12 protein-coding genes are annotated in these 13,926 nt (G+C 74.4%); 7 read left to right on the top strand and 5 right to left on the bottom strand.

Annotation, left to right across the window (positions count from 1 at the left end):
• The first annotated feature begins 99 nt into the window (after positions 1-99).
• From AB0O40_RS35685 to AB0O40_RS35665, 5 genes are all read left to right on the top strand, one after another.
• A complete protein-coding gene (locus AB0O40_RS35685) occupies positions 100-666 on the top strand; it encodes a GNAT family N-acetyltransferase (protein ID WP_365050044.1) in 567 nt (188 codons plus the stop codon).
• A 16-nt stretch (positions 667-682) separates the two neighbouring features.
• Positions 683-2,212: a hypothetical protein gene (locus tag AB0O40_RS35680; RefSeq protein ID WP_365050042.1), complete on the top strand. Its 1,530-nt coding sequence runs from the start codon at positions 683-685 to the stop codon at positions 2,210-2,212.
• A gap of 91 nt (positions 2,213-2,303) precedes the next feature.
• Positions 2,304-2,612, top strand: coding sequence for a DUF4229 domain-containing protein (locus tag AB0O40_RS35675; protein WP_365050040.1), 309 nt, complete (start codon positions 2,304-2,306; stop codon positions 2,610-2,612).
• A 20-nt stretch (positions 2,613-2,632) separates the two neighbouring features.
• Positions 2,633-3,184 (top strand): hypothetical protein, encoded by a 552-nt coding sequence (locus AB0O40_RS35670; protein ID WP_365050038.1) that lies wholly within the window; start codon positions 2,633-2,635, stop codon positions 3,182-3,184.
• 170 nt (positions 3,185-3,354) lie between these two features.
• Positions 3,355-4,647, top strand: coding sequence for a dicarboxylate/amino acid:cation symporter (locus AB0O40_RS35665; protein ID WP_365050037.1), 1,293 nt, complete (start codon positions 3,355-3,357; stop codon positions 4,645-4,647).
• Between the two features lie 80 nt (positions 4,648-4,727).
• Here the strand turns inward: AB0O40_RS35665 and AB0O40_RS35660 are convergent, their stop codons facing one another.
• The 3 genes from AB0O40_RS35660 to AB0O40_RS35650 form a co-directional block, all read right to left on the bottom strand.
• Positions 4,728-5,099, bottom strand: coding sequence for a hypothetical protein (locus AB0O40_RS35660; RefSeq protein ID WP_365050036.1), 372 nt, complete (start codon positions 5,097-5,099; stop codon positions 4,728-4,730).
• A 154-nt stretch (positions 5,100-5,253) separates the two neighbouring features.
• Complete coding sequence (locus tag AB0O40_RS35655; RefSeq protein WP_365050034.1) at positions 5,254-5,748, bottom strand: hypothetical protein; 495 nt, start codon at positions 5,746-5,748, stop codon at positions 5,254-5,256.
• Positions 5,749-5,967: 219 nt separating this feature from the next.
• Complete coding sequence (locus tag AB0O40_RS35650; RefSeq protein ID WP_365050046.1) at positions 5,968-7,788, bottom strand: AMP-dependent synthetase/ligase; 1,821 nt, start codon at positions 7,786-7,788, stop codon at positions 5,968-5,970.
• 311 nt (positions 7,789-8,099) lie between these two features.
• Between AB0O40_RS35650 and AB0O40_RS35645 the strand changes: the two genes are divergently transcribed.
• Positions 8,100-9,644 (top strand): alpha/beta hydrolase, encoded by a 1,545-nt coding sequence (locus tag AB0O40_RS35645; RefSeq protein WP_365050032.1) that lies wholly within the window; start codon positions 8,100-8,102, stop codon positions 9,642-9,644.
• A gap of 28 nt (positions 9,645-9,672) precedes the next feature.
• Here AB0O40_RS35645 and AB0O40_RS35640 read toward each other — a convergent pair whose 3' ends face one another.
• Both AB0O40_RS35640 and AB0O40_RS35635 read right to left on the bottom strand, forming a co-directional pair.
• On the bottom strand, positions 9,673-10,830 hold the full coding sequence (locus tag AB0O40_RS35640) for a lipase family protein (RefSeq protein WP_365050030.1): 1,158 nt from the start codon (positions 10,828-10,830) through the stop codon (positions 9,673-9,675).
• 97 nt (positions 10,831-10,927) lie between these two features.
• Entirely contained in the window at positions 10,928-11,959 is a 1,032-nt protein-coding gene (locus tag AB0O40_RS35635; RefSeq protein WP_365050028.1) for an AraC family transcriptional regulator, read from the bottom strand.
• A 118-nt stretch (positions 11,960-12,077) separates the two neighbouring features.
• On the opposite strand from AB0O40_RS35635, the gene AB0O40_RS35630 reads away from it, so the two are divergent.
• On the top strand, positions 12,078-13,841 hold the full coding sequence (locus tag AB0O40_RS35630; protein ID WP_365050027.1) for a long-chain fatty acid--CoA ligase: 1,764 nt from the start codon (positions 12,078-12,080) through the stop codon (positions 13,839-13,841).
• The last annotated feature ends 85 nt before the right edge of the window (positions 13,842-13,926 follow it).

Genomic DNA, 13,926 nt, shown 5'->3' with positions numbered 1-13,926 from the left:
GGCCGGTGGAGCGCAACACCCGCTACGAGATCATCCGCGAGTACCCGGGCCCGGACGCGTCCCTGCGCGAGTCCCCCCAGCCGATGCGGGTCTGAGGTCATGACCTCGACCGACCTGACCGGGGCGGTGGCCGAGGCCGTCGCCCCGCTCGTCTTCACCTTCGAGCCGGCCGTGGACCGGGCCCTCCACGAGGGCCTGCTGGAGCTGTGGGTCGAGGTGACCAACGCCGGCGGGGCCGTGGGCTTCGTCGCGCCGGTGACCGCCGACGAGGTGCGGCCGGCGCTGATCACCCAGCTGGCCGCGGTGGCGGCCGGCCGGATGCGGCTGCTGGTCGGCCGGGACGGCGCCGGCCGGGTGCTGGCGGCCGGCTTCCTCGCCCCCAACGCGCACCATCTCCAGACCCACTGGCTCTGGGCGTACACGGTCATGGTCCACCCGGCCCGCCAGGGCCGCGGCGAGGGCCGCGCCCTGATGTCGGCCCTGGCCGACGCGGCCCGCACCCTCGGCGGCATCGAGGCGATCCGCCTCTCCTGCCGCGGCGGCCTGGGCCTGGAGCGCTTCTACACCACCTGCGGCTACACGGAGGTCGGCCGCGTCCCCGGAGCCATCCGCGTGGCCCCGGGCGACGACCGCGACGACATCGCGATGCTGCTGCGGCTCTTGTAGTGGGTATGCCCCGGGGATGACGGGGGCGAAGTGGGACCAACGCGCGGTGGCGCTGGTGGAGTTGCGCGGCACGACCACCGACACCGACCTCCTCGAGGAGGCCCTGGCGGCCCGAGGCTGGCCGGTCCTGGAGAAACGCGCGGGGCCGGCGGGGCCGCTGGTGGACCGGCGGGGCTGGTACGTGGTGGAGGTCCGCTTCCCGGGGTCGTCCTTCCGGGCCGTCACGGGCGCCCGGCACCGGCTCGAAGCGCTGGCGGAGGAGCTGTCGCTGGACCTCGTCGTGGAGGCTGTGGACCGGGTCGTGCGGCAGGCGCCGGAGCGGCCGGTGTGGCACGTGGCCCGGGACCAGCCCATGGCGTGGCCACCGCTGCCGTTGGTGCTGAACCGCCGGTCGATCCAGTGGCGGCTGCGGCGGTTGGGGCTGCTCGACCGATACCCGGGTGATACGGGCCGCCAGGTCCGCGCGGACTCACCGGGCTCCGCCCGCCACCTCGCGGCCCGTCCACTACCGGGGGCGCGGCCGACGCCCGCAGGGGTGGACGTCCGCCGGTCCGTCAAGGAAGCGCCGTTGGGCTTCGGGGGCCGGCGCATTGCGCGTTCGCTGCATTTCGCCGGATCGCTCGGCCTCGTCCTAGGGGCAGTGGGGGCCCTGGCGATCGCCCGCAGACCGGGCTCAGTGCCTCCTGAGCTGCCGGGACTGCTGTTCCTGGCCGGCGTGCTGGTGGCGGGCGTCGGTGCTGCCCTGCGCGGAGTGGTGGCCGGGGCGCGGGCGCGGTCCGTGCTGCTGGTGGTCGTGTGCAGTGGCACGCCGGCTGGGGTGGTGGCCGCGCTGGTGCTGGGCGCCGCGCAGCCCGAGATCGCCGCGCGGGCCGCGGGCGGGCTGGGCTTGGCGTACATGGTCCTGGGCGGTCTGCGGCTGCTGGTGCGGCAGGCGAGCTGGCGGGCCGTCGTGCCGTGGCTGCTGCCCGCCCTGCTGCCCTTCGTCCCGGGGTTGCTGCCGGCTCTCGGCCTGTCGCTGCCCACTCTCTACCTCGACGCCTTCGGAGTGGCGCCGGAGGACGTGGAGGTGGGCGTGGTGCCGGAGCTCGCCGCTTCGCTGCGGATGCTGGCCGCGGTCTCGGTCTGGCTGTGCGCGCCGGCCCTCCTGGGCGTGCTGGAGCACTGCCACCTGATGGTCCGGGCGCGCTGGGTGGGCTACACGCTCTTCGCCCTGTGCTCGGTGTACGCGGTAGCCGTGGGGGCGGTGGCCTCTGTCCAGCCCGCCGTGCAGGCCGGCCGTACTGCCCGGGCCGCCGCCGCGGCGGGCCGCACCCCCGCCCCCTACTACGGCGTCGAGCCCGAATGGGTGTGCGTGAAGCCGGTGGAGACGCTTGCGAAGGTGCCCGTGCAGGGCGGGGAGCTGGTGGGCGGGCGGGCGTACCTGCTGCTGGGGGACGCGGACGGGACGGCCGTGCTGTGGGACCGGGTCACGAAGGAGGCCGTGAAGGCGCCGCTCGCCTCGCTCCGGCTGGTGCCTGCGGACGACCCCCGCCGGGCTTGTCCGTAGTCCCGGCGTGCTTCACTGGACGGGCCGGGTCGGAGGGTCGTAGCTTCCGGGCGGTGCCGGACCAGAAGGACGTAGAAGAGAGAAGGCTGCCGTGGCTCCGAAGCCGAGCGCGACGATCCGTTACACCGCGATGCGCGTGAGCATCTTCGTGGGATGCCTGGTGCTGGTCGCGGGCCTGGTCAAGCTGAAGGTGCTGCCCTCCGGCCTCGGCGACGCCAACGCCATCTGGGTCGTGCTGCTGGCGCTGGTGCTCTCCGCGCCGCTCTCCTTCGTCCTGCTGCGCAAGCAGCGCGACGAGATGTCCGCGCAGATCAGCGGCCGCGTCGAGGGCGTCAAGAACAAGCTGGCCGACAACCGCAGCCAGGAAGACGCCGCCGACGACGCGGCCCGCGCGAGCTGACTCCCCGGACAGGGGGCCCGATGGGTTTGCGCGGACGGGTGCTGGCGGTCGCGGGAGCGGTCGCGGTGACCGCGCTGGCCGTGTTCGCGGTGTGCTGGCACGACCGCTCCTCGGCGGGGGGCGGTAGTTCTGTGACCGTCTGGGGCATGCCCGGGGAGTCCGTGGACATCCGGTTGCCCCGCCTCGCGGCCGGTTCGGCTCGCGTCGAGCTCCCCCCGGGCACGTACCTGCTGCCCGGCGCGGATCGCCCCGGTACCGCGTTCTGCGCTCATACGGGCTACCAGAACGACATCGACGTCTACTGCGCCGTCGACGGTACGGGCGTCCTCAGGATCAGCATCCCCGGAGAGGGAGAGGTGAAGGTCGGGCAGCACCTGCGGCCCGGCCTCGTCTCCATACGGAACCGGGACAAGAGCTGGGGGGTACCCATTCACCTGATCGTCGGCGAGCGGCCGGCTCCCCTCTGGCGGCGGCCGGCCGTCGTGGGCGCTGCGGCGGGGGTGCTCCTCGCGGGCGGCGCGGCGTGGGCGTGGTGGCGGCGCCGTAAGCTTCGTCACACGGCGGACGCCTGAGTTACCTGCGCCCCGGCACCGGAAAAGCCTTCCGGTGCCGGGGCGTTGTCGTGTCCCGGGGCCGGTTCAGGTTGTCCGGATCTCAACATTCTCAAAGCAAGGCTTTCAGGTTCTCAAAGTTTGAGTGTTAGCTTTGGTCGGTCAGATGTGCCATTAGTCGGAGTGTGTCCGTGTCCGCGTTCTCCAAGACCGCCGCAAGAATCCCGTTCTGGGTCCAGATCGTCGCCGGTCTGGTGCTCGGAGTCCTGCTGGGCTGGCTGGCCCGCAGCCAGGACATCAGCTGGCTCCACACCACCCTGGAGAAGGTCGGCGACCTCTTCGTCCAGCTGCTGAAGCTGGCCGTGGCCCCGCTGGTCTTCTTCGCGATCCTCGTGTCGATCACCAACCTCCGGAAGGTCAACAACGCGGCGCGGCTCGCCTCGCGGACCCTCCTCTGGTTCATGATCACCTCGCTGATCGCGGTGGCCATCGGCCTCGCCCTCGGCCTGCTGACCAACCCCGGCGCCGGCACCGGTCTGACGCCCAAGGACGGCCAGCTGCCCAAGCACACCGGTTCCTGGATCGACTTCCTGACCGGCATCGTGCCCACCGACGTGGTGACCCCCTTCACCGAGCTGAACGTCCTGCAGATCGTCTTCATGGCCGCCGTCGCCGGCATCGCCGCGCTCCAGCTCGGCGAGAAGGCCGCCCCGATCCTGACCCTCGCGGAGTCCGTCCTCGAACTGCTCCAGAAGGCGCTGTGGTGGGTCATCCGGCTCGCCCCGCTGGGCACCGTCGGCCTGATCGGCTACGCCATCGCCGACTACGGCTGGGACCTGATCGGCAAGTACGCGACCTTCACCGCGGACGTCTACATCGGCTGCGCCCTGGTGATGTTCGGCGTCTACCCGCTGCTGCTCGCCACCGTCGCCAAGGTCAACCCGCTGCAGTTCTTCAAGGGCGCCTGGCCCGCGATCCAGCTGGCCTTCGTCTCCCGCTCCTCGGTCGGCACCATGCCGGTCACCCAGAAGGTCACCGAGCGCCTGGGCGTGCCGAAGGAGTACGCCTCCTTCGCGGTGCCGTTCGGCGCCACGACCAAGATGGACGGCTGCGCGGCGATCTACCCGGCGCTGGCCGCGATCTTCATCGCGCAGATCTTCGACGTCCCGCTGAACGTCGGCGACTACCTGCTGATCGCCTTCGTCTCGGTCATCGGCTCGGCCGCCACCGCGGGCCTGACGGGCGCCACGGTCATGCTGACGCTGACCCTGTCGACCCTCGGCCTCCCGCTGGAGGGCGTCGGCCTGCTGATGGCGATCGACCCGGTCCTCGACATGATGCGCACCGCCACGAACGTCGCCGGCCAGTCGCTGGTGCCGGTGGTCGTCGCGGCCCGCGAGAACATCCTCGACAAGGCCGCCTATGCCTCGGCCTCCGCCTCCCCGATCGACGCCCCGTCGACCCCGGAGCCGGCGGCGGCCTGACCCGCCCGCCGGAGCGCCGCAGCCCCCGTTCCCTGCCGGGCGGGGGCTGCGGCGTGTCCGCGGTCGGCGGACGGGCGGGGTCAGTTGGTCTGCTGGTCCCAGCCGGTGAGGGTGGAGCGGATGGCGCAGGTCACCTCGGACTTCTCACCGGGGTTCTTCCAGGGCCCGTAGAGGGTGTTGTGGATGTCGTGGGCGTTGCCCTGGCCGCGGATGTTGTCGCAGTGGACGACGGCCCGGTGCTGGTTGACCATCTTGGCGCCCGAGATGCCGGGGCCGTAGACGGGCGTGCAGACGGAGGTGACGTGGCCGCGGCCCATCGTGAGGCCGCGCTCCACGCTGCAGCGGGACTGGGTGGCGGCGAACGCGTCGGACGAGGCCGCGACGGTGCCGAGGCCGCCCAGCAGCGAGGCCAGGGCCAGGACGGGCACGGCCCGGCGTGCGGTCGTGATCATGAAGAGCTCCTTGTACGAGGGGGGGAGGGCAGGAGCGCCGGTCGGCGGCTCCGCCCGGCTCCGAGTCTCGGCCGGACCCGCCGTGTCGGCCCATCCGCCGACCGGCGGGACTTGTACCCCCCCTCAAGGGGGCGCCGCAGCCCCCCGTCGGGAGCTATCCGGCGGGGGTGGCCCGGGGGTGCGGGTCGTGGGCGACGGTGAGGTTCCAGCGGACGTCGCCGGACGGGGTGAGGGCGATGGTGGTCGGGCCCTTCCGGCGGCGGTCGCGGGAGATCTGGTTCAGCTGCTTGGCGACCTCACCGGCCGTGCAGTGCAGGGTGAACTCCATCTCGTGCGGGAGGACGACCTCGAGGGTGCCGTCGCCCAGGCACGCGGGGGCGACGGCCAGCGCACCCGGCCCGTCCGCCGCGGCCGGCAGCTCGTACACCCGGCCGCCCGAGGTGGCGTCCACGCGCAGGAGTTCCTGCCCCTCGCCGAGGTGCGGCGCCGCGCCGAGGACGGGGGCCGGCCGCGGCGGGGCCAGGTGCCGGGCCGGGGCGGCCGGGACGGCCTTCGCGGGCGCCGGGGCCGGGGACGAACAGGCCGTCAGGGGCAGGGCCGCGACGGCCAGGAAGGCGGCTGCGGCGAGGGCCCGCGGGCGTGCGTGCATGGGGCGGCTCCGGTCGTGGGGCGAGCGGTCGGGTGGGCGCTCGGGGTGCGGTCCCGCTCGGACGAGCGGTGCGCCCGGCGAGTGGATCACCCGGACGTGCCCGCACCGTACGACGGGATTCCGCGCTTCCGGGAGGCCCGCCCGACTTCTCTGAGCCACATTTGAGGCGGAGCGCCCGCCTCCGCCCGCCGGGACGGCCCGGACGGCGGCGGCGGCCGGTCAGCTCTGGCCGTACAGCTCCTCGATCTCCTTCGCGAAGTCGGTGGCGATGGCGGTGCGGCGCAGTTTCAGGGAGGGGGTCAGGTGGCCCGCCGCCTCCGTGAAGTCGGTCGCCAGGATGCGGAAGCGGCGGATGGACTCGGGGCGCGAGACCAGCTTGTTGGCCTCGTCGACGGCCCGCTGCAGCTCGCCGCGCAGTTCCTCGTCGTGGACCAGGTCGGCCATCCGGACCTCGGTCTTGCGGCGCATCTGCCGCCAGTGGTGCAGCCCGTCCGGTTCCAGGGTGATCAGCGCGGTGACGTACGGCCGGTGCTCGCCGACGACCATGCACTGGCCGACCAGCGGGTGCGCCCGCAGCCAGTCCTCGAGCGGGGCGGGGGCGACGTTCTTGCCGCCCGAGGTGATGATGATGTCCTTCTTGCGGCCGGTGATCGCCAGGTAGCCGTCGGCGTCGAGCTCGCCGATGTCCCCGGTGGGGAACCACTGTTCGTGGTCGGTCGCGGGCACGACCGCGGCCCGCTGCGCGTCCCAGTACCCGCCGAAGACGTGGCCGCCGCGCAGCAGCACCTCGCCGTCCGGGGCGATCCGCACGGCGGTGCCGGGCAGCGGCCAGCCGACGGTGCCGAGCCGGGGGTTCAGGGGCGGGGTGATGGTGCTGGCCCCGCAGGTCTCGGTGAGCCCGTACCCCTCGAACACCTCGACGCCGGCGCCCGCGTAGAAGGCCGCCAGCCGGTCCCCGAGCGGCGAGCCGCCGCTGATCACGTACCGGACCCGGCCGCCGAGCGCGGTCCGGATGCGCCGGTAGACCAGCGGGTCGTACAGCGCCCGGGCCGCCCGCAGGCCCAGTCCCGGCCGGTCGGTGCGGCCGTAGCGGCGGGCGATCCGGGCGGCGCGGTCGAAGGAGGCGGCCCGGCCGATCTTCTCGGCGGTGGCCCGGCCGGTGTTGTAGACCTTCTCCAGCACGTACGGGATGGCCAGCAGGAAGGTGGGGCGGAAGCCGGCCAGGTCGGCGAGGAGTTCTTCGGTCCGGATGCTGGGCGCGTGGCCGAGCTTGACCCGGGCGCGGATGCAGCCGATCGCCACCATCCGTCCGTACACGTGGGACAGGGGCAGGAAGAGCAGGGTCGAGGCGGGGTCCTTGCTGACCGACTTGAAGACCGGGTGCAGCAGCTCGACGACGTTGTCGACCTCGGCGAAGAGGTTGCCGTGGGTGATCACGCAGCCCTTGGGGGTGCCGGTGGTGCCGGAGGTGTAGATGACGGTGGCCACGGACTGGGGCGCGGTGTGGGCGCGCCGGGCCAGCACCGCGACGTCCGGGATGTCCGTGCCGGCGTGGACGAGCTGGGCGACGGCGCCGGTGTCGAACTGCCACAGGTGGGTGAGGCCGGGCAGCTGGGAGCGTTCCGCGCTGATCAGGCGGGCCTGGGTGGTGTCCTCGACCACGCAGGCCACGGCCCCGGAGTCCTGGATGATCCAGCGGGCCTGGAGGGCCGAGGAGGTCGGGTAGATCGGGACGGTGATCAGGCCGGCGGCCCAGGCCGCGAAGTCGAGCAGGGTCCATTCGTAGGTGGTCCGCGCCATGATCGCGATCCGGTCGCCCCACTCCAGGCCCTGGGCGATCAGGCCCTTCGCCACCGCCAGCACCTCGGCCGCGAAGGCCTCGGCGGTCACGTCCCGCCAGCTGCCGTCGGGCTGCTTGCGGGCCAGGACCGGCTCGCGGGGGGCCTCCTGGGCGTTCAGGAACGGCAGGTCGCCGAGCGACCCCTGCTCCGGGGGGCTGGCGAGCGGCGGTACGTAGACCTCGCGGACCACGCGGTCCACGACGGTCTTGACGGGGGTACCGGGGGATCGGGCGGGGGCTTGCGGGCCGGGTGGCGGGGGCACGGACACTCCTCGGCGGCTCGGGAGGTGTTACCGCCGGTAATTTACTGCCGGGTAGCCGCCAGGGACAGCCCCGTGCGGCACCTTGCACGAGCCTGCACCGGCTGGGTGCGAATGATTTGCAGGGGGTTCCGGGGTTCTTCACAGGTGGGGGCCGTTCGTGGTGTGTGGGTCCCCCGCCCCACACACCACGAACGGCGGCCCCGGCGGTGGGACCTTATGGTGGTGCGGGGGCACACCCTGGAGGTGCCATGCACCGGCCTCGTCTGGGCCTGTTCTGCGCTGCGGCGCTGGCGGCCACCACGCTCGCCGCCGCGCCGGCGCCCGCACCGCCCGCCCCCGACCCGCTCGCCCGCTTCTACCGGCAGCACCTCGAGTGGGCGCGCTGTGCGGAGCCGGGGCCGCGGGAGATGCGGTGCGCCACGCTCACCGTGCCGATCGACTACGCCGACCCCGGCAAGGGGACCGTCGGGCTCGTGGTGGCCCGGATTCCCGCCACCGGCCCCCGCAAGGGCGCGCTGGTGCTCAACTTCGGCGGGCCCGGCGGACCCGGCGTCGCCACCCTGGCCGCCGCCGCGCACCGCTTCGGGGACCTCGGCGAGGGCTACGACCTGGTCACCTTCGACCCCCGCGGGGTCGCCCAGAGCGCCCCCGTCAGCTGCGGCGGCGCCCTCGACGAGGCCGGCACCGGCGACTCCGACGCCGCCCGGGTGGAGTCCCTGCGGACCGCCGCCCGCGAGTGCGCCCGCAACTCCGGCCCGGTCCTCCCGTACGTCGGGACCGTCAACGTCGCCCGCGACATGGACGTGCTGCGCCAGGCGCTCGGCGAACGCCGGCTCAACTACCTCGGCTTCTCCTACGGCACCCGGCTCGGCGCCGTCTACGCCGCCGAATTCCCGAAGCGGACCGGCCGGATGGTGCTCGACGGGGTCGACACCCTCTCCGAGCCGCTGGTGCAGCAGGCGCTGGTCTCCGCGCAGGGCCAGCAGGAGGCCCTGGACAACTTCCTCACCTGGTGCACCCGCCAGCGCGGCTGCGTCTACGGGACCAACGCCCGCACCGCCAAGGAGAAGCTGCCCGCGCTGGTCGACCGGCTGAACGCCGAGCCGCTGATCGGCCCGGCCGGGTACGCCTTCACCGGCCAGGACGTGGTCAACGGCATAGGGTTCGCGCTCTACTCGCGCCGCAACTGGCCCCGGCTCGCCGACGCCCTCGGCCGCATCGAGTCCGAGCGCGACCCCGGCGGGATGCTGGAACTCGGCGGCCTCTTCGGCCCCGAGCCGGACCCGGAGCCGGACGCCTCCGCGAGCCCCGCCCCCGGCGAGAAGGTGGTCGGCACCACCGACGTGCCCTGGGACAACTCCACCGCCGCGCTGATCGCGGTGAGCTGCGCCGACGCCCCCGACCGGATCGGCGGCGGGGACCCGGCCAGGGTGGTCGAGGAGATCGACGGCCTGCAGGCGGAGTTCCTGGAGGCCTCCAGGCTCTTCGGACCCTCCCAGCTGCTGAGCGTGCTCTCCTGCTACGGCCGGCCGGCCGGCACCGACTTCATCCGCAAGATCGACCGGCCCGGCGCCCCGCGGATGCTGCTGGTCGGCACCCGCGGCGACCCGGCGACCCCGTACCGCTGGACCGAGGAGACCGCGAAGCGGCTGGGCAACGCGGTCGTCCTCGACTACAAGGGCGAGGGCCACGGCGGCTACGACGCCTCGCCCTGTGTGCGCGCCCACGTCGACGCGTACCTGCTCGACGGCTCGCTGCCGCGCGGCACCGCCTCCTGCACCGCCGACGAGTGAGGCCAGCGCCCCAGGAGCCCGGTACGGCTCAGCAGTTGCCCCGCTCGGGCCGGCCCGCGAACCGGTCGGCCAGCCAGTTCCCGGCCGCCACCGACTGGGTGATCACCCCGCTGACGTGCTCGCCGAGCAGGATGGTCTCCCAGTGCACCGCGGCGCCCCGGGCGCACCAGTCGGCGCGCAGCGTCCGGTCCACCGCGTACGGGATCAACTCGTCGGCCAGCGCGTGGTACTGGTACACCGGCGCGGCCGGGGCCCGGCGGCCGAGCTTCGACTGGTCCAGACGGGCCTGCCAGTCGGGGCGGTCCAGCGGGTTGACGGTGGTCAGGTCGGAGATCTTCTTGAAGGAGCCGATCCCCGCGTCGATCGCGACGCAGTTGTCCTTGAAGAAGTCCACCAGCGCCCTGCCGGCCGGGGTGAGGTACGAGTCCAGCCTCAGCTCGGGGAAGGCCGCGTCCTGGCCGGCCGCCGCCATGAAGATCAGACCGGAGCCGTAGCTGCCGTCGTTGAAGTCCGCGACGGCCCGCAGGTCCGCCGGGACCCCGCCGGTGGCGGTGCCCTTGACCTTCAGCTCGGGCGCGTAGGAGGCGGCCAGCTCGGCGGCCCAGGAGGAGGCCTGGCCGCCCTGCGAGTAGCCCATGATGCCCACCGGGCCGTCCGCGGACAGGCCGGCGCCGGGCAGCCGCTGGGCGGCCCGGGCCACGTCCAGCATCGCGTGCCCGGCCGAGGGGCCGACCGTGTAGGTGTGCACGCCGGGGGTGCCCAGCCCCTCGTAGTCGGTGACCGCCACCGCCCAGCCGCGCAGCGTCAGTTGCTGGATGAGGTTGGCCTCCAGGGCCGTGCCGCGCGGGAAGTTGGCGCTCGGCGCGCAGGAGTCGCCCAGGCCCACCGTCCCGACGGCGTAGGTGACCAGCGGCCGGGGGCCGGTGCGCCCGTCCTGCGGGACGATCACGGTGCCGGAGACCACGTCCGGCGCGCCGTCGGCGGTGGTCGACCGGTAGTGCACCTTCCAGGCCCTGGTGTTCGTCCACTGCCCCGGCAGCGGGTGGAAGGCGGAGGGCTCGACGGAGACGAGGTCCCCGGGGGCGCCGGCGGCCGGGACGGCCTGCGCCGTCGCGGCGGTGGTGGGGAGTACGGCGGCCAGCACGAGGGTCGCGACGGCGGCCAGGGCGGTGCTGCGGATGCCCATGGGCGATCTCCCAGCTTCGTGTGGGGGTGGGGGAACCCCGACGGTAGCGACGCCCCCCGCCCCCCACCGCTGACCGCGCCGCTCACCTTTCCTGACTTCAGGGCGCCGCGGCCCCGCCGGTGTCCCGGTAGGCGCCCGGGGTGGTGCCCGTCCAGCGGCGGAAGGCGCGGTGGAAGGCGGTGTCCTCGGAGAAGCCGAGGCGGGTGGCGAGGCCGGCGATGGGCTCGTCGCTCTCGGCCAGGCCCGCGATGGCCGCGTCCCGCCGGACGTGGTCCTTGAGCTCCTGGAAGGAGGTGCCCTCGCGGCCCAGCCGGCGGCGCAGGGTCGCCGGGCTCACCGCGAGCCGGGCCGCCACCTCGCCCAGGGCCGGCAGCCGGGGCCCGCCGCGCAGGTCCCGGGCGAGGGCCCGGCGGACCTGCTCGGCGACCGTGGTGCCGTACTCGGGCCGGCCGAGCAGGTCGGCGGGGGCCCGCCGGAGCATCGCGTCCAGCTCCGCCTCGTCCCGCACCAGCGGCGCCGCCAGCCACTGCGCGGGGAAGCCGGTACCGGTGTACGGCTCCCCGAAGCGGACCGGGCAGTCGAAGAGCAGCTCGTACTCGGCCGCGTGCGCCGGCGGGGGATAGGCGAAGGCCGCGTACGCCAGCGGGATCCGGCGGCCGATCAGCCAGCTGCACAGCCGGTGCGCGATGAGCAGCAGGCACTCGGTGAGGAAGCGCTCCTCGTCCCGCGCCAGGTCGGTGCGGACGGTCAGCCGGGCCAGGTCGCCGCCCGGCTCCGGCACGGCCTCCAGGGCGAGTTCGGGCCCGCCGGGGAAGAGCCCGTAGAAGGCCGTGCCGCGGTGCAGCGCCGCCCCCAGGTCCCGGCAGCCCAGCGCGGCGTGGCACATCATCGCGAAGGTGCCGGGCCGGCTGGGCGCGCTGCCCAGCCCCAGGAACTCGTCCTCGGTCTCCCGGTACAGCGCCCGGAACAGCCGCGCGAACTGGGCGGGGGTGACCCGCGCCCGGTCGTCGCCGAGCAGCAGCGGCGGGATCTGCGCGGCCTGCAGCAGCGGCACGGTGTCGAGCCCGGCGCGGCGCGCACCCGCGAGCAGGGCGCGTACGTGGTGCACGGTGATCGTCCGCCTTCCCATGCGCACGACGGTAGTTGCTCTGAGCGCTGCGGTCAGCGGGGCTGACGCTTCCGGTCATGCCGCCGGGCGGCCCGCGGTGCCTAGCGTCGGGGGACACCTCACCCCGGGAGGACATGCGATGCGTGCGTACGACGGCAGGCCGCGGACGCTGGCGGTGTTCACCGAGTGGACCGCGCACCGGCACGGGCCGGAGCCCGCGCTGCGGTTCCGCGCCCCCGACGGCGGCTGGCGGCGGGTCTCGTACGAGGAGCTGCACGCGGCCGTCGGCCGCGCGGGCCGGGCCCTGCTGGGGCTGGGGGTGGCGGCCGGCGAGCGGGTGGCCGTGCTGGCCGAGACCCGGCCGGAGTGGACGTACACGCACTTCGGGGTGCTGGCGGCGGGCGCCGTCCTGGTGCCGGTGTACCCGACGGCGGGCGAGGAGGAACTGGCCTGGGTGCTGGCCGACTCCGAGGCGGTGGCGGTGGTCTGCGACGACGCCCGGCAGGAGGCCCGGGTGGCCGCCCTGCGGGACCGGCTGCCGAAGCTGCGCGCGGTGGTGGGGATGGACGAGCTGACGGGGGAGGCGGGGGACGGTGCCGCCGCGTCCGGTACCCCCGGGCCGCCGGACGCGCTCGGGGACCGGGCCGCCGCGGTGCGCCCCGCGGACGACGCCGCGATCGTCTACACCTCGGGGACCACCGGGCTGCCCAAGGGCTGCCGGCTCACCCACGGCAACCTCGGGGCCGTCCAGGACGCCACCCTCCCGCTGGTGCGGGGCGGCCCGGGCGACTCGACGTACCTGTACCTGCCGCTGGCGCACCTGCTCGCCCAGCTCATCCAGTTCACCACCCTCCTGGAGGGCGGCGAGCTGTGCTACTTCGGCGGCCGGATCGAGGACGTGGTGGGCGAGCTGGCCGAGGCCCGGCCCACCCATCTGCCGTCCGTACCGCGGCTGTTCGAGAAGGTGCACGCGGTGGTGCGGTCGCTGGCGGAGGCCCGGGAGGGCGGCCGGGAGCGCTTCGAGGCGGCGGTCCGGCTGGGCGTCCTGGAGTCGGAGGGGGCCCTGCCCGAGGAGTCCCGGGCGGCCTGGGAGGCGGCCCGGGAGACCCTGTACGAGCCGGTCCGGGCGGCCTTCGGGGGCCGGCTGCGCTGGGCGCTGACCGGCGGCGCCCCGATCGCCCCGGAGACCCTGGACTTCCTGCGGGCCTGCGGGATCCGGGTCTTCGAGGGGTACGGGATGACGGAGTCGGGCGGGGTGATCTCGCTCAACCACCCCGGCGCGGTCCGGTACGGCACGGTCGGCCGCCCGGTCGACGGCTGCGAGGTGCGGATCGGCCCGGACGGCGAGGTGCTGGCCCGCGGGCCGATGGTCTTCCCGGGCTACCACGGCGACCCGGCGGCGACCGCGGGCGCGCTGGACGCCGACGGCTGGCTGCACACCGGCGACCTCGGGGAGCTGGACGCGGACGGCTTCCTGCGGATCACCGGCCGTAAGAAGGAGCTGATCATCACCTCGGCGGGGAAGAACCTCACGCCCTCGGAGGCGGAGTTCGCGATCCAGCGCTCCCGGTACGTCTCCCGCGCCGTGATGATCGGCGACCGCCGGCCGTACCCGGTCGCGCTGATCACGCTGGACGCCGCGGAACTGGCCGGCTGGGCGGCCCGCGAGGGCGCCGACCCGGGCCCGGCGCCCTGGTCCTCCCCGGCGGTCCGGGCGCTGGTGGCGGAGGCCGTGGCGGAGGCGAACGCCACGCTCTCCCGGCCGGCCCGGATCCGCGCCTTCCGGATCCTCCCGGCCGAGTTCACCGTCGCCGCCGGGGAGCTGACCCCCACCCTCAAACTCCGCCGCCCGGCCATCGAGGCCCGCTACGCCGCCGAGATCGCGGAGCTGTACGAGGAGTAGGGGGGCGGAGTTTGAGCGTGGGGGGTCGGGGGCGGGAAAGATCCTCCTTGAGCAGTAGGGTGATTTTTTTGCTAACGCATTACTC

This window comes from Streptomyces sp. NPDC089919, assembly GCF_040684615.1.
In the GTDB taxonomy this organism is placed as follows: domain Bacteria; phylum Actinomycetota; class Actinomycetes; order Streptomycetales; family Streptomycetaceae; genus Streptomyces.
The sequence above is the reverse complement of the archived record's forward strand: the minus strand, read 5'-3'. Positions and strand labels throughout refer to the sequence as shown.

What these genes read in the sequence shown, in the direction of transcription:
- AB0O40_RS35685 (WP_365050044.1), top strand. Translation starts at nt 100, where the DNA reads ATGACCTCGACCGACCTGACCGGGGCGGTGGCCGAGGCCGTCGCCCCG.
- AB0O40_RS35680 (WP_365050042.1), top strand. Translation starts at nt 683, where the DNA reads ATGACGGGGGCGAAGTGGGACCAACGCGCGGTGGCGCTGGTGGAGTTG.
- AB0O40_RS35670 (WP_365050038.1), top strand. Translation starts at nt 2,633, where the DNA reads ATGGGTTTGCGCGGACGGGTGCTGGCGGTCGCGGGAGCGGTCGCGGTG.
- AB0O40_RS35660 (WP_365050036.1), bottom strand. Translation starts at nt 5,099, where the DNA reads ATGATCACGACCGCACGCCGGGCCGTGCCCGTCCTGGCCCTGGCCTCG.
- AB0O40_RS35655 (WP_365050034.1), bottom strand. Translation starts at nt 5,748, where the DNA reads ATGCACGCACGCCCGCGGGCCCTCGCCGCAGCCGCCTTCCTGGCCGTC.
- AB0O40_RS35645 (WP_365050032.1), top strand. Translation starts at nt 8,100, where the DNA reads ATGCACCGGCCTCGTCTGGGCCTGTTCTGCGCTGCGGCGCTGGCGGCC.
- AB0O40_RS35640 (WP_365050030.1), bottom strand. Translation starts at nt 10,830, where the DNA reads ATGGGCATCCGCAGCACCGCCCTGGCCGCCGTCGCGACCCTCGTGCTG.
- AB0O40_RS35635 (WP_365050028.1), bottom strand. Translation starts at nt 11,959, where the DNA reads ATGGGAAGGCGGACGATCACCGTGCACCACGTACGCGCCCTGCTCGCG.
- AB0O40_RS35630 (WP_365050027.1), top strand. Translation starts at nt 12,078, where the DNA reads ATGCGTGCGTACGACGGCAGGCCGCGGACGCTGGCGGTGTTCACCGAG.